The sequence below is a fragment of the Bacteroidota bacterium genome, from assembly GCA_016714535.1.
In the GTDB taxonomy this organism is placed as follows: domain Bacteria; phylum Bacteroidota; class Bacteroidia; order AKYH767-A; family OLB10; genus JADKFV01.
This window is the reverse complement of record JADKDR010000006.1, coordinates 403777-422718: the sequence shown is the minus strand read 5'-3', so window position 1 is coordinate 422718 and position 18942 is coordinate 403777. Positions and strand designations below refer to the sequence as shown.

Genomic DNA, 18942 nt, shown 5'->3' with positions numbered 1-18942 from the left:
CGTTTTTTGCACATCTATTTTTACAAATTAACAAGATGTATCAGGACATACTAGATAAGAAAGCGAAGATTGGCGTGATTGGACTAGGATATGTAGGATTACCTATTGCACTCGAATTTGCACAAAAGGTATCCGTTATCGGATTTGATATTCACGATGGCCGTATAGCCATGATGCAAAACAAGCAGGATCCCAGTGGCGAGTTAGAAAGCAGCGCATTTGATAATTGCGACATAGCCTTTACAAGTGACTTAAACATTTTGCGCGAGGCAAAATTTTTTATCGTTGCAGTACCCACGCCCATCGATGATCACAAGCTTCCTGATTTGAAACCATTGCTTAGCGCTTCGGCAACCATAGGTAAGTGTATTAAAAGGGTGATTATGTTGTATATGAATCAACCACCTATCCTGGTTGTACTGAAGAAGATTGTATTCCGGTAATCGAAGAAGTTTCGGGATTAAAATTTCACACAGATTTTAAAGTGGGTTATTCCCCTGAGCGCATTAATCCGGGAGATAAGGTGCACACCTTACCAAATATTACTAAAGTAGTATCAGGTTGTGATGATGAGTCGCTCGAAGTAATTGCAAAAGTTTATGAAATAGTAGTGCGTGCAGGTGTGCATCGTGCTCCAAGTATAAAAGTAGCAGAGGCTGCCAAGATTATAGAGAACACACAACGCGATGTAAATATTTCGCTCATGAATGAGTTGAGCATTATTTTCAATAAAATTGGAATTAATACCTACGATGTGCTTGATGCTGCTGGCACCAAATGGAATTTCTTAAAATTTCAACCGGGTTTGGTTGGAGGGCATTGTATAGGTGTCGATCCTTATTACCTTACCTACAAAGCAGCCGAGTTAGGCTATCATGCGCAAGTAATTAATTCGGGCAGGGCTGTTAATGATAGCATGGGCTTTTATATTGCCAAGCAAACCGTAAAGAAAATGATTGCTGCCGGTAAGGAGGGAAGCAAGGCTACCGTCCTCATTATGGGTGCCACCTTTAAGGAAGATGTAGAAGATATACGCAACAGCAAAGTAGCTGATGTGGTAAATGAATTTAAATCCTACGGAGTAAAGGTAGATGTAATAGACCCCAAAGCTAGTAGCGATGATCTCGACCATGAATATGGTTATCAGTTAGTAACCAATCCTACCGGCCCTTACGATGCAATTATATTAGCCGTTGCACATCAGGAGTACAAGGCATTGGACGAAAGCTATTTTCAAAAACTCTCTTCGCCCGGTTGCATCATTGTTGATTTAAAAGGCGTACTTCGCAACAAAATAAAATCACTTACCTACTGGAGTTTGTAAAATTGTTCGTGATAAATTTCCCCACAAAAAAAACAAGTATTTTTCTTACATGAAACGTCCCATACGTGTATTAGTTGCCAAGGTAGGATTAGATGGACACGACCGTGGAGCCAAGGTAATAGCCTCCTTCTTGCGGGATGCAGGTATGGAAGTAATATACACCGGATTACGCCAAACTCCCGAAATGGTGGTAAATGCTGCCTTGCAGGAAGATGCCGATGTAATTGGAATTAGCATATTAAGTGGAGCACACATGACGGTGTTTCCTAAAATTATGAACCTGCTTAAAGAGAAGGGGCTTAACGATGTACTCGTAACCGGTGGAGGCATTATTCCCGCTGCCGATGCAGTTGAGCTGCACAAATTAGGTGTGGGTACTTTATTCCAACCCGGCACCGATACCAAAGAAATTATTAACTACATAACCGATTGGGTTAGCACGAATCGAAATTTTTAATTCCTAATATTTTTTAAACAAATGAGTTTTCAGAACATTTTGGTTACTGCCAATAACAAAGTAACCACCATCACCGTGAACAGGCCTGATAAATTAAATGCACTAAATGCCGCCACCATTGATGAATTGGGTGCGGCTCTGGATGCAGCGTATACAGATACCGAAACGCGAGTAATAATTATTACCGGAGCAGGAGAAAAAGCCTTTGTGGCCGGTGCCGATATTTCGCAGTTTAACACGCTAAATGTAAGCGAAGGTGCAGCCCTGGCGCGTGCAGGTCAAGAAAAAGTTTTCGATAAAATCGAAAACATGACCAAGCCCGTTATTGCTGCCGTTAATGGATTTGCTCTCGGTGGTGGTTGCGAGCTTGCTATGGCTTGCCACATGCGTGTGGCAAGTGATACTGCTAAATTTGGACAACCCGAAGTAAAACTTGGGTTAATACCCGGCTATGGTGGCACGCAACGTCTTACCAAATTGGTTGGCAAGGGAAAGGCAATCGAATTGCTGTGTACTGCCGATATGATTGGTGCTCAGGAGGCATTGGCTCTTGGTTTGGTAAATCATGTAACCACACCAGCCGAATTATTAAATAAGTGTATAGAAATAGCCAATAAAATAATTGCACAGGCTCCGTTGGCTGTTGGTGCATGCATCACTTGTGCCAATGCAGCTACTGATAATCCGGCCAATGGATACACACTTGAAATAGATGAGTTTGGAAAATGCTTTGGCACCGCAGATATGAAAGAAGGGGTTGGTGCATTTTTGGAAAAACGCAAAGCAGTATTCAAAGGTGAGTAATGAATAGCGATTTCCTCATTAGTACTTCTTGCTCTTTGGGGATTTGTTTTTATCTTTAGAGCCTGTATAAGATTTATATTTTGAATTTATTAAGAACGAATATTTTGATTAGCAAGGCATGTTTTGCAAGTCATAGCGAGTACTATTGACTAAAAACATAACGAAGGTAATCGAAATATTCGCCTTAAGAAAACAACTAGAAAAATCTTAAATATGCTCTTCGTTAAATTCCATAATAACTTATAGATATGACCATTGCCATAGGTTGCGATCATGCAGGATACGCGCTAAAAGAAAAACTTAAGCAACACTTAAGTGAGTCAATGCCTTCGTTGCTTATTGAAGATATTGGCACATTTGGTCCCGATTCGGTAGACTATCCTGACTTTGCGCACGAAGTAGCCGGTTTGGTAAATGATCATTTTTGTGAATACGGTATTCTGATATGTGGGAGCGCAAATGGTGTAGCAATTACTGCTAACAAGCATGCCAAAGTACGTGCCGCTATCTGTTGGAATATGGATACCGCAAGGCTTGCACGGCAGCATAATGATGCCAACATCATTTGCCTGCCCGCCCGTTTTATTGATGAGCCACTTGCTTTCGAAATGGTTTCTGCTTTTATGCACACTTCGTTCGAAGGTGGGCGTCATGCCATTCGGGTAAGCAAAATAAGCGGCAAGTAAATGTTCTAGAAAAAGGCGCGTGCCTGCATATTTGCAACATGCACGGCATTTGAAGTTTCTGATTTGCGCCCTTCGTAATTAATTCCAATTTGTAATGTTTTCGAAACGTTTTGTAACAGGTTCAATCCCCAGCGGCTGTTATTGCCCGGCTGCAGGGCTTCGAGCATTTCATACGCTACCGGACTGTTTGGGTCGCCACGGTATTTAATATTGATGTAATTATAAAAAAGGGTGAGGTTTATTTTGCGCCACCCCGAAAGCCTTAGCTGAATGCCTGCATCGCTGTTCATGGCGCTTTCTTTGTTTTCGGTTCGATTATTTTTTTGAGCATAATTGTAGCTTGCAGCAATACTAACTGCTGGTGTTGGCTGATATGTTAACGTAGGGAATATACGTTGGGTATAAAGAGAATAGTTGCGCGATTTAAAAAACTCCGACTCGTTATTACTTTTTTCATGTTCGCCTCTGATAAGTAAAGTCCATGTGCGTGCAATAGTAAGCCTACTTGTAACCGTATTGCCATTACGAGTTCTGAATTCATATCCGTTTGCGAGTATAGATTTAGTTCGCGAATCAACATATACATACTCTACATCCCACACAGCGGAAGAGCGATTAAAGCTCAACGTATTACGCAACGAAGTGTTGGCAGCTATCAGGTTGCTATCGCGCACATTTTCGGCAAGTGGATTATAACTCTTACGCCAATCCGAATCAGTAGTTTTATTATCCGCTTTCCAGGCAAATTGATTTTGAAATTTTTGAAAAATATTTTGTCGCGATGATTGAAATAAATTCGATGGCATTAAACTGATAACAGCCGTAGCTGCATTAGAAAAAGCGCGGATGTAATTATTGGTGGGCAGCAATACTTTTACATAATTTGCTTTGTCAACAAATTGCGAAATTTCAAATTCGTTAAGCTCTTTAACGCCATTGCTGTTATAATCATTCCAGGTATAAACGCCAAGGCCGGGAGCCACTTCCAGAAAAACATATTCTTTGCGCATTTCCCTGCCGGTACCATTTTGATAGGTAGCATTTAAGGTGATAAAACCTTTTAGGGCAATAACGCTTCCATCTATGCGGTTAACAATGCTTTGTTCTTTTCTTGCCGGTGTAGTATCCTGCAGCAATTCAAAAATTCTGACACCTGACTGTATGCCAATCCTGTATTTCTTTTTCCTGTATGCAAAGGCAGCTTCGCCATTATGTGCGGTAGCATATGGCTGCAATTTATTTTTAATTACTTCATCATCGGTTCGATAATTATATTTTGCATTAAAATTAATAGCATTATTATCTCCTATGGTTTTAATAAATACACCACGGTCAATGTAATTGCGCCCCGGCACTTGCAACATGCTATCTAACTGGCGGTTTGCGATGGCATTTTTTTCATAATTAAAAAGTAAACCTGTTTCAATTTTCTTTATTTGCTTAGTAAGTTGATTATAGCTTCGCGTAAATTCCGAATTAAAATCGGTGGCAGTGGTGTTTAATAAATTGGTGTTGGTAGTAAGCGTAAAATGATGAATGGAGTAAGCAGCACTAATACCATGTTGCGCACCGGTGTATAGGCTATCGCGCAAAAATGTTTTATAGGTATAATTCAAAAATTTTGAATTGGATTTTTTTATTCCAACTAATCCCGATACGATATGTTCATCGGTTTTGCGACTGTCAGCAGCAATGTTCCAGTCATTGGCAAACTCCTGAGGCCTGTATACTTCTACTGCCCGAAATCGTTGGGTGATAAATTCCCAATCGGCCCGCAATACCATCGTTAGCGGGTTTGCACCGCTATCCAGCTTAAATTGTTGCAGCGTACTAAGCATGCTGCCATATCCGGTATTTGCCTGATTGTCGATACTTGAAAATAAATTAGCATCGGTATTGGTCATGCTTCCTTCCCAACGTATATAGCCTTGGTTACGCATATCATACGATGCACCTGCGGTAAGTTGTCGCCCTCTTTTTGGTGCTATTAATTGCGAAACAGGTTCGTAACTGCCCTGGCGTAGGCCATTTAACGGTGCTACCCATTTAAAGACTTTTCCATTGGCAGCACTTAATAGTTGAATGTAGTTTCCATTGCCCTCGCCAACAAACGAAAATACCGCACGGTACAAAGCACTATCGCTGCTGATGGCATATAACAGCACATCGGAATATTGAATACCATTTACAATGGTATCAATTTTAGCATACAGCACCTCGTTTGTATTATAACCTACACTATCAATGGTTGGAATTACTGCCAGCAAAGGATTGTTGCCGGCATTGGCAAGAATTATTTTTGAACTATCATCCAACTCCTGCAGCAGTGGTTGGTTTTTGCTATCCTGCTCATTATAAAAATTGAAATTCAGTTTCCACTTTTTATATCGCCATTCATCATTTACGGCAAGCATTGTTCGTACGTAGTTTTTGTCCGAATATTGAAACTCTACCACAATGCGCATAAAGGTATTGATAAGCCTGCGAGGCGTAAATGTAATTTCGGCAGTATTGTAATCAATAATATAATCGCTTTGTGCACCGCGGGTTTGCAGTTGCCCGTCTATATATACACGCTCTGTTCCGGCAAGTATGATGATGGATAATTCGTTTTGCGCTCCGGTCATCCGGTAGGGCCCCTGATTTCCTTCGATAGGCTTAACAACAATGCGTGCATACTTTCCTCTTGATATGGATGCCGAAGCTGCCACCCGGTTTTTAATGGTATCATCTGCCGCTATGTTATTTTGATTTTCGATTTGAATGCCTTGTGCTCGTTTTAAATAACTTAAGAAATAAGCTGATGGCCGCAGCAAATCAAAATCTCCAGCAAGTATACGGGTATTGTTATTTTTCAATTGGATATATACACGGTCAAAGTCCTGCAATTGCTGTGTGTTGCCTTCAGGTTGTATGGGGATGTTATTATCGGTAATAGCAGCGGCTACTTCCCATTGCTTGTTCAACTTGCCGGCAAGTTGAAGACTCAAGCTTGAGTTTACCACCACATCCTGATTATTTCCAAAACTGATGCCTCGCGATATACTCCCCGATTTGCTGATGCCGCCTGAAGTGAAAAAATCATCGCTGAAGGTGGAAGGTATATACTCATAGTTATCAAATATCCGTAAGCTATCCGGATTTTTGGGGAGTAATTTCCGGTTATAAAATGATTGTGTAAACAGCAGTGGAAACACCCGATACGAAATTTTTGCACTATCGCAGCTATAGTTGTTGGTAATGGTATTTCGGTTTATAAGAATCAATTTTGCTTTAGCAAAATCAATCCGGTATGCATTGCTGTCAATTAATGCATTGGTGCAATTATAAAAACGGATGCTTCCGGGTATAATGCTTACAGTGTCAAGCACCATGGTATCTTTTTTAAAGAAAACAGTTTGTTCTCTGTAGTTGGAACCTTGTTGTGCGTGCATATAATGGGGCAAGCACAACATAAATAGCATAAGCGACCATATAGTTTGTATAAGGCTTCTGTGTTTTAGTATGTGACTGTATAGCTGCAAGGCTTGCTAAGATAACGCTTAGGTAAATGAATTATTTTTTGCTAAGGTATCAAAACGCCCACTAACAATTGGCCTGCAGTCGCTGTATTAAAAAAAAACACATCAACCGTGATGTGATTTAACGACTCGGGATTTATGAAGTGGCGGTTAGGAGTATATAAGGTTTGAGTACGGATAAAATATTGAAGCACGGCAAACGCAATGAGTACGGATAACTGCCGCCATTTCATTAAATCTATTGTTATCGGATGCGCCTCTTTTCGTGGTCAATGTTTCTGCGTAACTATTTGTCATGCGCTACAATTATTTTTTTACTTGCAATAAAATTACCCGATTGTATTACAAGATTATACATACCATTGCAAAGCAATGGCAATTTCTCTTTGCTCATTACTCCAAGGCGGCAAGCCTTGCGTGTAAAGTTGTTTGCCGTTTACATCATATAATTTTAAAACTCCATTTTTGTTTTGCGGTAGTATATACCCTATGTTAACAAAATTATTTACAACAGGATTGGGATAAACACGAAAACGAAAATCGTGTGTGCCGTTTTCTTGCAACCCCACATTAGCCAAACAAGGGCAACCCAAACTTGTATCGCACCCTAAATAATAATTTGGGTGATTTGGTACAGCGCGGAAATTCCAAAAGTTGAGGAAAATATTATGTTGTTGAAAATTGCAAAGTGTATCGGCACTATCAGGTGCGCTTATTTCATGTATGCGCAAGGCACTGCCCCATACTTATCATGTATATGTGGCCGTTGGCGGCTAAGTACATAGGGCCAAATGTTGTATATGCGTTTGGCAGGTCATAAAAACCATCGTATACACCTACCGTATCTACATGCAAAGGTATTAACATCAACGAAATAAAAGGTTTGATGTTGCAGCATAAGCATATTGACCGCTTGGCGAAAAAGTAATACCCCAAATATATGCACCGTTAGATAATACTTTAGTTTGAGTATTGCTAAATAAGCCAGTGCATCTATCAAAATTGGCAAGCACTATTGTACTATTACGGTCAATTGGATTATCGTAAGTCGTGTAAATAAATTTGTTACCAAAAAGATTGAACTGGATGCGCGAAGCATTTCCATAACCCCATGGAAGAAAGCCTAAACTTTGCGTATCAACTTTTGCGATTCCATTATCAGCTAATAAAACTTTATATGCAATATCACTACTATCTTTAATAGTTACAATCCACCAATCTCTGCCATTGGCATGGCGACAAGCGGCAATGCCCCAAATAATTGTATCTTGAAAAATAATATTATTTTTTGAAATTACACTTCCCATTCCTGTGTCCAAAGTCTTGTCAATTACAGAATAAAATAATTCATTTGAAGGATAACTTGCTGGAGCCAGTGAGGTTCTTGTTTGGTGAATCAACACATATTTATTGGTATCGCCTGGGTATGGCAAAATAATATTTCCGTTTACAATTAATAAACCATTGGGCCATGAATTTACAAAATAACCCGGGTTAAGGCCTGCGCCATTGTCCATGGTATCGCCTGTGGCATTGGCTATCCATACGCCATTGCTGCTCATTAGTAAGTTGCCGATGCTGTCGCAGATGGAGGCGTTGGTGCCATCGAAACTCATTTTGCGCAATTCAGTATTTAGAGTATAACTATTGGTGTCAAAAGTCATACGACCCTTATCAACTAATTGATTCCATTGATTCCCCATCAACCATTGATGGTTCAACCCTTGCCCATTGGCAAGGGTTAAACTACAACAGTAAAGAAAAATTAATACAAACTTTTTCATTTCATGATAATTAATTTTTGATTGAGTTGCATTGTTTGCTCGCTCACTATTGTAATGGTGTAAACACCATTTGCAAGTTTGCTTACATCAATAAATTGCGAACCTTGTTTGCAATCAATTGCTTGTTCAAATACAATTTTGCCCACTGAATTTTTTATTGATACACTGCAATTGCTTTGCAATGCTCTTGATTTTACAATTTCTACAATTCCGCTTGATGGATTTGGTCTTACAATAATGTTGCTGTTGATAGGCAGGTTTGATAAATTGCTTTGTCTATAAATGCCTTCGTTAAAACAAACATTCGCATCGTCCCAATAAAGTGAATCGTACAAATTTTCGAGCCATGCTCTTGCTTTGTAAACTGCATTACCCGCGCTGTATGGACATTGCACAGCAATGGAGTAAAGCGTTACCATATGGTTTTCAATTACACTTTCACCATAAGTATGATAATCCAATTCTATTTCATACACTGTTTTATCATTCATCAAAGGGGTTTCGCTTGTTGATGTTTGGCCTAATCGTGTTGCTGCTTCGTTCAACAAACTTACTATAAATGTTTCACGCTGCGCAAATAAAAGATTGCGATTTTCTATTTCAGTTGACAATTGCAAAATATAATTTTCTCTTGTTGCCATGTTTAAATTTGTATTGCCTATTAACTCCAGGCTATCGTGGTCATTTATTTGCAGCACAATATATTTTACCGTGCTATCAATCAAATTTATTTGCTGCAAAAATACATTGTCCTTTGATACAACATCCCCTCGACCACTATCTTGCCTCATGTCTATTTCGTGCCAGCGCAAACCACGCATAAATTGCCCTTCCCAGCCATCAACTGTAAAAAGAAAATAGGTACTATCATCGCCTGGCTTGGGTATAAATACTGCGCAGTCGTTCGGTGTACTATTGCCATTGCCTATGCCACATCCATTAGGCATGGTTTTATGCTCACGATTATAAATGCACCAATCATAATTGGTTTGATAGCCATAGCCAAAATAACATTGCAGTATGCCATTGGTATCAGAAATTACTGCTGTGCTTTCTAATGTAGAAATTTGCCCATTGGTGTCCGCAACTGCTGTACCACTTGTAAAATCTAAACCCGCAAACACACCAAAATACCAGTGCATGTTACGCTTTTGGTCGGCTGTTTGTGCATGCACCATTTGTAATGTGCAATGGATAATAAGCAATACAACAACACTTTTTTTCATAGCAAAAGGAATTTATATTTTTTGTTTTTATAAAAATACGTCTCGCCTTTGGCGAGATTAGTATCAAAAATAATACTATTTGGCTGCGGGTAAATTAGTTTGAAGATACATGTTTAAAATTTGCTGAGTATGCAACCTCAAACAATTGTGCAATAAAAGTGACTACGCACAAAGGCGCAGCACAGTCTTGCAGCGGTACTTACGGATGCCCTCACTCGTCAGCATTTGAAATGCGGATACAACATCATACATTGTTAATTTACAATTCGCACATAGAAAATTCAAAAACTTAAACAATCACTCAATGTAAAGTGAAAAAGCTAGTCATATATCTGTATGTATCCACAAGAAAAAAAGGCACGCCAATTGCAATTTTACAACAATTTGAAATATCGTTTTGCAAAACCAATAGGCATCCGTGCTTCAGATGTGTAAAATCAGGGGCGTAGCCCTTGTATCTTCGTAGAAAAGCTAATTGATCTTATTTCGAGGGGTGTTAGCCCTGAAATTATTTTATATTCGTAGTAAACAGCAGCTCGAAGTAGTGTACATATTTTTTTGGTTGTAAAAGCAGCTCAAAAAACGGTGACTGGACTTTATTTTCGGAAAAAACATTGAGCAAATCGTTTTTTTTCGTGACTAAGCATAGCTCCGCCACGGGCGTTGAATATTTCGTTTATGCAGCTTTTTTTAGTGCCTTTTGTGTCTGTTCCTTTTCTTGTTTTAGGAGTTGGTTTCCTATTAGATGTAGGTTGGTGGCAAGTACACAGAAGGCAAAATATTTGCAAAAGTTTTTATGTCCTTTATCGGGGCAGCGGTTGGCTCCGTGATGTTCGAGCATGTTGATGCTGCTCTCGATTGCGGAATGTTGGTTGCGTATTTTTTTGAATATTTTTGTGTTTTCGTATTCTGCCTCTTGTACATTTTTTTTGCCTTTTTGGGGCATCACTACTTGTGGTATTCCTGCATTTAATACGTACTCAAAATTTTCTTTGCTATAAAATCCTTTGTCAAAGCTGATACTTTCTATTTGATTGGGATACCTTTGGCATAGCCTGTCTATCAATGGTTTTACTTGGGCTGCATCTTTTTCGCCTTCCATCATTTTGAAATCAACTATCAAATTGTATTGGTTGGTGGTTACTAATGCAAGGTGGCCTAACTCAACTCGCTTGTTTATTTTTCCTTTGGTTATCCATTCTGTTTCGGGTTCAGATATGGAATATATTTTCTCGCTCGATGGTATAACTTCTCCTTGTAGTAGTCTGCGTTCTATTTGGTCTATAAATTTTTTTGCATAGTTTTCATATTGCTTTAATGCCACAAGTAAAATAAAATTCTTTTCTGTCAATGATGCTTTTATTACCTCCTGTTTGGCAAGTTCAAATCGTTGTAATAGTTGACGGGCTTGTTGCAAATATTGTTTCACTTGCTTTTTTTTCGCATCTTCTTTTCTGCCTTTGAATACGGCAAAGCTTGTGTTGCGATATATGGCTTTAAAAGTCTGTGTATTGCTTTTTACTTTGCGCCAGCCGTTTATGATTGCTTGCTCATGCCAATTTTCTATTATACTAAAACATTTGCGCATTGAGTCCCAAAGCAAATTGAGGTCAGTTGGAAAGTGTATGTTTTTTTCAACCGCATAGCTATCCGTTTTTAGATGTATCTTTTCGTCTTCTTTTTTTTTAAAATCTTTTCACCCATCTCCACCAATACTGTATTTATTTCTATCAGCATTTGCTCGTCTATCAGGTTTACATTGTCTATCAATGTTTGATATTTAAATTCATATTGCTGCACATCATATCCTGCTATGTGTTCTATGCCCAATAACGCTCGAACTATAATATCATGATTTGCAATCATCATTAATCTATCCCAATTGCAATCCAGCACATGGCGTAGTGTAGCGAGTACAAATATTTGCCACAAATCCATACCGGGCCTTCCATTTTTAGCACGTAGCTTTTGCGCAGGTATTATTTTTTTTTCGAGGATAGAAAACACTGCTTCGTTTAATGCCGGTGTTTTAAATATGTGCAGTAATGCAAACATAGCTGCAGGTTGTTCATCACGACTTTTGAAATAGCTTGGTGGAAATATAATTTCGCTGATAGGTGATTGACCTATTCTTAATTGTGGCTCAAATCGTTGACGCATTGCTTGATTTATTTTTTGAATCTCGCCTAAAAATACGAATCAAACCCATCATTATCGTTTTTTCTTTTCAACTTTCGACATTACTTATCAACACGAAACCGTTGATATCAATGCGTTTGGAGGCTTTTCGGGCAGGCACTATATAGTGTCTGCCCGAAAACTCCTGTCAAAGAAATAGAAGGCAGCTCGAAGTAGTGTACATATTTTTTTTGGTTGTAAAAAGCAGCTCAAAAAACGGTGACTGGACTTTATTTTCGGAAAAAACATTGAGCAAATCGTTTTTTTTCGTGACTAAGCATAGCTCCGCCACGGGCGTTGAATATTTCGTTTATGCAGCTTTTTAGTGCCTTTTGTGTCTGTTCCTTTTCTTGTTTTAGGAGTTGGTTTCCTATTAGATGTAGGTTGGTGGCAAGTACACAGAAGGCAAAATATTTGCAAAAGTTTTTATGTCCTTTATCGGGGCAGCGGTTGGCTCCGTGATGTTCGAGCATGTTGATGCTGCTCTCGATTGCGGAATGTTGGTTGCGTATTTTTTTGAATATTTTTGTGTTTTCGTATTCTGCCTCTTGTACATTTTTTTTGCCTTTTTGGGGCATCACTACTTGTGGTATTCCTGCATTTAATACGTACTCAAAATTTTCTTTGCTATAAAATCCTTTGTCAAAGCTGATACTTTCTATTTGATTGGGATACCTTTGGCATAGCCTGTCTATCAATGGTTTTACTTGGGCTGCATCTTTTTCGCCTTCCATCATTTTGAAATCAACTATCAAATTGTATTGGTTGGTGGTTACTAATGCAAGGTGGCCTAACTCAACTCGCTTGTTTATTTTTCCTTTGGTTATCCATTCTGTTTCGGGTTCAAATATGGAATATATTTTCTCGCTCGATGGTATAACTTCTCCTTGTAGTAGTCTGCGTTCTATTTGGTCTATAAATTTTTTGCATAGTTTTCATATTGCTTTAATGCCACAAGTAAAATAAAATTCTTTTCTGTCAATGATGCTTTTATTACCTCCTGTTTGGCAAGTTCAAATCGTTGTAATAGTTGACGGGCTTGTTGCAAATATTGTTTCACTTGCTTTTTTTTCGCATCTTCTTTTCTGCCTTTGAATACGGCAAAGCTTGTGTTGCGATATATGGCTTTAAAAGTCTGTGTATTGCTTTTTACTTTGCGCCAGCCGTTTATGATTGCTTGCTCATGCCAATTTTCTATTATACTAAAACATTTGCGCATTGAGTCCCAAAGCAAATTGAGGTCAGTTGGAAAGTGTATGTTTTTTTCAACCGCATAGCTATCCGTTTTTAGATGTATCTTTTCGTCTTCTTTTTTTTTAAAATCTTTTCACCCATCTCCACCAATACTGTATTTATTTCTATCAGCATTTGCTCGTCTATCAGGTTTACATTGTCTATCAATGTTTGATATTTAAATTCATATTGCTGCACATCATATCCTGCTATGTGTTCTATGCCCAATAACGCTCGAACTATAATATCATGATTTGCAATCATCATTAATCTATCCCAATTGCAATCCAGCACATGGCGTAGTGTAGCGAGTACAAATATTTGCCACAAATCCATACCGGGCCTTCCATTTTTAGCACGTAGCTTTTGCGCAGGTATTATTTTTTTTTCGAGGATAGAAAACACTGCTTCGTTTAATGCCGGTGTTTTAAATATGTGCAGTAATGCAAACATAGCTGCAGGTTGTTCATCACGACTTTTGAAATAGCTTGGTGGAAATATAATTTCGCTGATAGGTGATTGACCTATTCTTAATTGTATCAAATCGTTGACGCATTGCTTGATTTATTTTGAATCTCGCCTAAAAATACGAATCAAACCCATCATTATCGTTTTTTCTTTTCAACTTTCGACATTACTTATCAACACGAAACCGTTGATATCAATGCGTTTGGAGGCTTTTCGGGCAGGCACTAATTAATTTATTTTTATAGCTTTTAAATAAAAAACCCGGCAACGAAAACGTGCCGGGCATTATTTCTGTTTTGAAAAAAACTACTTCCTCATAATTGTAACGGTACCGTTATATACTTTATCGCTTGTAGGTACTACAATATAATAATATACTCCATCGGGAGCATCTGTTGCTCTCCAGTCATTTTTATAATTATCGGTTTCGTAAATTAAATTACCCCAACGGTTGTAAATTTCTACCCGAGTATTTGGAAATGCTTCTAATCCTTGAATAAAGAATAGCTCATTAAAATTATCGCCATTAGGAGTGAAAATGTTTGGAATAATTATCTCGCAAGGAATAACATCAATTTCACCGGTTAAGGTAAGCTTTGGGCAACTACCATCGTCTACCACGAGGGTATATGGGTAAGTGCCAGCCACATTCCAGGTAGCTTGATGTATACCCGAGCCACTGCCCGTTACCGCAGTTGCACCGGTAAACTGCCATGTATAATTTGCATTAGAGGCAGCTGCACCAGTAAAGGTAAAGGCAGCTTCGTTGTTATTGCAACTAGTATCGGGACCGGCTAAGGTTCCGGTAGGCGCTTTGTTGGCAGTAATATTTACGGTTTGCGAGGCGGTGCTGCCACAAGCATCGGTTACAGTTAGCGGGATAGCCACCGTGTTGTTAACGGTAACGGTATATGCTGATGATGTAGCCTGTCCATTGTCCCAGTTGTATTGAACATTGCCCGCAGCATTGGTTACGGTAGGTACCAGAGTAAGTTGGGTGCCTTCGCATACTGCTGTATCACCGGGGGTTATTGATAATGATGGGGTAGACGAAATGCTGATAGTAACTGTGGCATTGGTAGTTTGTGTGCAGGCATCGGTTACGGTAACACTATAGGTAGTAGCCGATGACGGTGTTACGGTAACATTATTAGTTGATGGTAAGCCATTGTTCCACGTATAGGTAAATGGTGGTACACCCAGGTTGGTGTTAATGGAAAGCACCACACTTGCTCCGGGGCAAATGGTAGTGTCGCCAGGAATAATTGATATTTGAGGGCCTGCACTTTGCACAGTTACCGTGATACTGCCCGTACTCGATTGCTGGCATGCATCTGTAACGGTAACCGTATAGGTAGTGGTAGCAGATGGAGTAACTTGATAGAACTGCGTAGTGGCTGCTCCATTGTTCCAGTTAAACGTAAGTGGTGCCGCCCCTAGTCCAACATTGGCCATGAGCAATACGCTGCTGCCGGGGCAAATGGTTGTATCACTTAAGGCTAGTACGGGTCCATTGGGCAATACCGATACTGTTATCGATTGTGTAAATGGTTGTCCGCATGCATCGGTTATGCTAACATTGTAAGTAGTAGTTTGCGTAGGCGATACAGTATAAATGGAATCGGTAGAAACCCCATTGTCCCAACTAATGGTGTATGGCTGCTGACCTGTAACAATAAATGCTTGAAGGTTTACGGTATTTCCGGAACAAATGGTAGTGTCATTACTTACATATGCCTGAAATGGTGTTTTATCTCTGATTTTTACAATTAGCGGAGAAGGAGCAACAAGGCATGGCGGTAAGTTGGTTTGAGAAATTTCTATGGTTTCAACACCTTCAGGCAATGCATCCGAAACAGGATAAATAGAAATGAAAGTGGTAGAGTCGCCAGCAGGAATTTTTACAGAATCAGGTAGTTGATTATAATCTATACCATTGGTAGCTGTGCCAGCATACGCTAATTTAATATAGGTATCAACTGCAACCGTATCAGGATAAGAAAAACGTACGGTTACATCGGTACAACCTTCTATAATGGAAGAATCGTTTAGAGCATATTGTGAAGCAAAGGTGGCACTAATAAGAGGAACACCTCCGGTAAAACTTGCAGCTTCAAGCAAAACTCCTGAATCCAATATTTGGTCAACCGCATCTGCAATTGCTAATTTGATATGAAAGGTATCGCAGGGATTTACAATGGCATACGCAGTTAGTACGGTAGTAAAAGCATCGTATTGGGCAGTGGTTCCGTTGGTATTGTCGATGAAGTAGGTGCAATTTGTACAAGGGCCATTACTTTGACCAAAGGCATTACCATTATTTACATTATTGATAGCAACAGGTAAAGTGGTAGCAGGTACCAGGGCCAGATTTTGCTGACCAATAATACCGGGGCCGCTAAGCAGGAAGGCAAATACATCGTTAAAACTGGAGTTAACAAATTCGTTATACTCTTCAGACCCAAATACGAAATTGAACTTTATATTACTTGATGCAGGAACAAAATCAAATTCAAGTACACATGCATTTTGTGTGGTGGTGCTGTTAATGAAATCAAGATCTGCATCGCCCGAAGCACCATTGGCAAGCCCAGCACCCTGCATGGTATTGGCACCTGCCGCCTGGGCAATATCACCACTGGTCATAATAATGCCACTATCCAAACCAATATTCGAATTAACGCCATTAAAAGTTCCAATGGCAACAGGGTCGCCTGTGAAGGTAACATTAAAAGCAGTAATACCGCTTCCTAACAAAACGTTTTGAACCAATTGCTGTGGTGTAAGGCCACCACTTACCGTTAACTGTGATTTAGATGCAAACGGAATAATTGCTAGCATTAGCAATCCAATTAATTTTTTCATAGATGATGATTTTTCAGGATAAATTTATGACAAATGTACTAAACTTCTTTTAGCTTAAAAGACTAAATTTATGGCTGTATGGATGCACCGTGCCGAATCTTAATTTCGTAAGTCCATACCCCAATTCAGCTTATGTCGCAGGGTGCTTAGAAAATTTTCATTGTCGAGGCGCACCAGGTTAAGGGTAAAGTCTTCTTTGCGCACAGCAAGTTGAATAGATGAGTCGATGGTAACCGTGCGCGAGTCTAGCGAAGCCTGAAAATACTGACTGCGCCCTTCCACTTCCACCGAAATTACAGATTTATCGCTTACAATAATGGGGCGTACGTTCAAATTATGTGGTGCAATGGGTGTGATTACGAAATTTTCGCTTTGTGGCATAATGATGGGGCCACCGCAACTCATGCTATAGCCCGTGCTTCCGGTAGGGGTTGCAATTATTAATCCATCGGCCCAGTAAGAGTTTAAGTACTCGCCATTTAAAAACGTATGCACAATCATCATAGTAGCACTGTCTTTTTTATGAATGGTTAATTCATTGAGTGCATAGAATGTTTTGCCAAAAATATTTTTGTTTGACTCGAGCCTAAGCAATGCGCGCTTATCAAGCGAATATAATCCTTTCTTAAGCGATTCGATTGCTGACGCAGCTTCGTTTTTATTGATGCTTGACAAGAAGCCCAACCGGCCGGTGTTTATGCCAAGTACAGGCATGCCGGAGTCCTGCACCATGGTAATGGTGTCGAGTATGGTACCATCACCTCCTATACTAAACAAAAAATCAGCTTTATTTTTCAATTCATCGTTTGAGGTAAATTGTGGAGCATCAATCTTTTTGGCAGCATGTCGGTTGTAGAAATGCAAAAAATTATCAAAAAATAATAAATCGCATCCAACAGCTTTTAATGCATTTATCAGGAATTCGATAAATTCAATATTGCTTGTGTTTTGTTGCCTGCCGTATAATGCGATGGTCATAATTGCGTGCTTTTATGAGGTGTAATTAAATACATGGTCCTGGTAGTGAATGCTAACCTGTTTGCCGGCAGCGGGTTTGCAATATCCAATTATTTGGGCGGGGATGTTATACCTTCGGGCAATTTCAATCATGCTTTCAGCTGCTTGCTTGTGGGTATAGATTTCGAGCCGATGACCCATATTAAACACCTTAAACATTTCGCTCAACTCACTGCCCGAGCTATGTTGTATTATATCAAACAGGGGAGGTACCGGCAACAAATTATTCTTTACAACTTCCAGTTGGTCAATAAAATGCAAAACTTTGGTTTGACCGCCACCACTGCAATGTATCATGCCATGTATATCTGCATGATGCGAAAGGAAAATATCCTTTACCAATGGCAAGTAGGTTCGTGTAGGTGATAGCACTAGCTTACCCATGGTGGTTGTGTAGTAATCATCTCCAACCTTTTCTTTTGATTGATACAGCAATTGGTTGCCTCTATTCACAATGTAAACTGTGGGGTTATTTTTATCGACACGAATTTCATCCGTTAGTTTGTAACGGCCACAGTATACTAAGTGTTCAGGAAGCGCGGAGTCGTAGGTTTCGGGAAAATGTTCGGCTATTGATTTATCAAATACATCGTGCCGCGCGCTGGTAAGACCATTGCTACCCATGCCACCATTATACCCGCTTTCATAAGTGGCTTCACCGTAAGATGCAAAAGCAACAATAACATCACCGGGGCTAATTTTGGCATTGTCAATAACCCGATTGCGTTGCAATCGGCATGCTACCGTAGTATCAACAATGATGGTACGCACAAGATCGCCTACATCGGCTGTTTCGCCTCCGGTGGTATATATTTTTATTCCAAATTTTCCCAGTTCGTTTATCAACTGTTCGGTACCTTCAATAATTGATTTTATGATCTCACCACCCACCAGGTGTTTGTTGCGCCCAATGGTGCTGCTGTATAAAATATCATCTATGGCACCGGCACACATGAGGTCATCGGTATTCATAACCAATGCGTCCTGCGCAATTCCTTTCCAAACCGAAATGTCATTCGTTAGCTTATAGTATGCATAGGCTAATGACGATTTCGTGCCTGCACCATCTGCATGCATGATGGTGCACATGCTTGGGTCGTTAGCTAAAAAATCAGGAAATATTTTGCAAAAAGCCTTTGGAAAAAGTCCTTTATCGGTATTGACTATAGCGGCATGTACATCTTCCTTGCCTGCCGATACTCCTCGCGCAGCATATTTTTCGCTTTGCTCTGTGTTTTGCATAAGTGTCGGCTAAGGTATGGCTTTTGACATGTAAAAGCCTAAATGCTTTGCAAAAAACTTTCTATACCATAGGTAATTGCAGGCTTTTAATATCAAAAAAAACCGGCAAGTACTTATGGTCTTGCCGGTTAAACCAA

At 39.6% G+C, this 18942-nt stretch carries 16 protein-coding genes and 1 pseudogene; 4 read left to right on the top strand and 13 right to left on the bottom strand.

Annotated elements, in window-relative coordinates:
• The first annotated feature begins 35 nt into the window (after positions 1 to 35).
• The 4 genes and pseudogenes from IPO27_11230 to rpiB all read left to right on the top strand — a co-directional run bounded on the left by IPO27_11230 (position 36) and on the right by rpiB (position 3271).
• Positions 36 to 1324 (top strand): annotated as a pseudogene (locus tag IPO27_11230) (nucleotide sugar dehydrogenase).
• A 49-nt stretch (positions 1325 to 1373) separates the two neighbouring features.
• A complete protein-coding gene (locus IPO27_11225) occupies positions 1374 to 1781 on the top strand; it encodes a cobalamin B12-binding domain-containing protein (GenBank protein ID MBK8847080.1) in 408 nt (135 codons plus the stop codon).
• Positions 1782 to 1802: 21 nt separating this feature from the next.
• Entirely contained in the window at positions 1803 to 2585 is a 783-nt protein-coding gene (locus tag IPO27_11220) for an enoyl-CoA hydratase/isomerase family protein (protein ID MBK8847079.1), read from the top strand.
• Between the two features lie 248 nt (positions 2586 to 2833).
• Positions 2834 to 3271 carry a ribose 5-phosphate isomerase B gene (gene rpiB / locus IPO27_11215; GenBank protein ID MBK8847078.1) on the top strand — a complete coding sequence of 146 codons (438 nt, stop codon included), beginning with the start codon at positions 2834 to 2836 and terminating at the stop codon, positions 3269 to 3271.
• A gap of 5 nt (positions 3272 to 3276) precedes the next feature.
• On the opposite strand, the gene IPO27_11210 is transcribed toward rpiB, so the two are convergent.
• The 13 genes from IPO27_11210 to IPO27_11150 all read right to left on the bottom strand — a co-directional run bounded on the left by IPO27_11210 (position 3277) and on the right by IPO27_11150 (position 18805).
• Complete coding sequence (locus tag IPO27_11210; GenBank protein MBK8847077.1) at positions 3277 to 6705, bottom strand: hypothetical protein; 3429 nt, start codon at positions 6703 to 6705, stop codon at positions 3277 to 3279.
• Positions 6706 to 7142: 437 nt separating this feature from the next.
• Positions 7143 to 7523: a T9SS type A sorting domain-containing protein gene (locus IPO27_11205; GenBank protein ID MBK8847076.1), complete on the bottom strand. Its 381-nt coding sequence runs from the start codon at positions 7521 to 7523 to the stop codon at positions 7143 to 7145.
• The gene (locus tag IPO27_11200) at positions 7510 to 7659 is read right to left on the bottom strand and encodes a hypothetical protein (protein ID MBK8847075.1); all 150 of its coding nucleotides are present in this window, start codon (positions 7657 to 7659) and stop codon (positions 7510 to 7512) included. The genes IPO27_11205 and IPO27_11200 overlap by 14 nt, the downstream gene beginning before the upstream one ends.
• Complete coding sequence (locus tag IPO27_11195; protein MBK8847074.1) at positions 7659 to 8576, bottom strand: hypothetical protein; 918 nt, start codon at positions 8574 to 8576, stop codon at positions 7659 to 7661. Before IPO27_11195 ends, IPO27_11200 begins: the two co-directional genes overlap by 1 nt.
• A complete protein-coding gene (locus IPO27_11190) occupies positions 8573 to 9802 on the bottom strand; it encodes a T9SS type A sorting domain-containing protein (protein ID MBK8847073.1) in 1230 nt (409 codons plus the stop codon). The genes IPO27_11195 and IPO27_11190 overlap by 4 nt, the downstream gene beginning before the upstream one ends.
• 676 nt (positions 9803 to 10478) lie before the next feature.
• Positions 10479 to 11390 (bottom strand): hypothetical protein, encoded by a 912-nt coding sequence (locus IPO27_11185; GenBank protein ID MBK8847072.1) that lies wholly within the window; start codon positions 11388 to 11390, stop codon positions 10479 to 10481.
• A 68-nt stretch (positions 11391 to 11458) separates the two neighbouring features.
• Complete coding sequence (locus tag IPO27_11180) at positions 11459 to 11962, bottom strand: hypothetical protein (GenBank protein ID MBK8847071.1); 504 nt, start codon at positions 11960 to 11962, stop codon at positions 11459 to 11461.
• A 248-nt stretch (positions 11963 to 12210) separates the two neighbouring features.
• Positions 12211 to 12735 (bottom strand): hypothetical protein, encoded by a 525-nt coding sequence (locus IPO27_11175; GenBank protein ID MBK8847070.1) that lies wholly within the window; start codon positions 12733 to 12735, stop codon positions 12211 to 12213.
• A 158-nt stretch (positions 12736 to 12893) separates the two neighbouring features.
• A complete protein-coding gene (locus tag IPO27_11170; protein MBK8847069.1) occupies positions 12894 to 13199 on the bottom strand; it encodes a hypothetical protein in 306 nt (101 codons plus the stop codon).
• A 68-nt stretch (positions 13200 to 13267) separates the two neighbouring features.
• Complete coding sequence (locus IPO27_11165; protein MBK8847068.1) at positions 13268 to 13756, bottom strand: hypothetical protein; 489 nt, start codon at positions 13754 to 13756, stop codon at positions 13268 to 13270.
• 231 nt (positions 13757 to 13987) lie between these two features.
• A complete protein-coding gene (locus IPO27_11160) occupies positions 13988 to 16546 on the bottom strand; it encodes a choice-of-anchor L domain-containing protein (GenBank protein MBK8847067.1) in 2559 nt (852 codons plus the stop codon).
• Between the two features lie 99 nt (positions 16547 to 16645).
• Positions 16646 to 17524, bottom strand: a complete 879-nt coding sequence (locus IPO27_11155) for an NAD kinase (protein ID MBK8847066.1) — start codon at positions 17522 to 17524, stop codon at positions 16646 to 16648.
• Positions 17525 to 17536: 12 nt separating this feature from the next.
• On the bottom strand, positions 17537 to 18805 hold the full coding sequence (locus IPO27_11150) for a phosphoribosylformylglycinamidine cyclo-ligase (GenBank protein ID MBK8847065.1): 1269 nt from the start codon (positions 18803 to 18805) through the stop codon (positions 17537 to 17539).
• Positions 18806 to 18942: the final 137 nt, after the last annotated feature.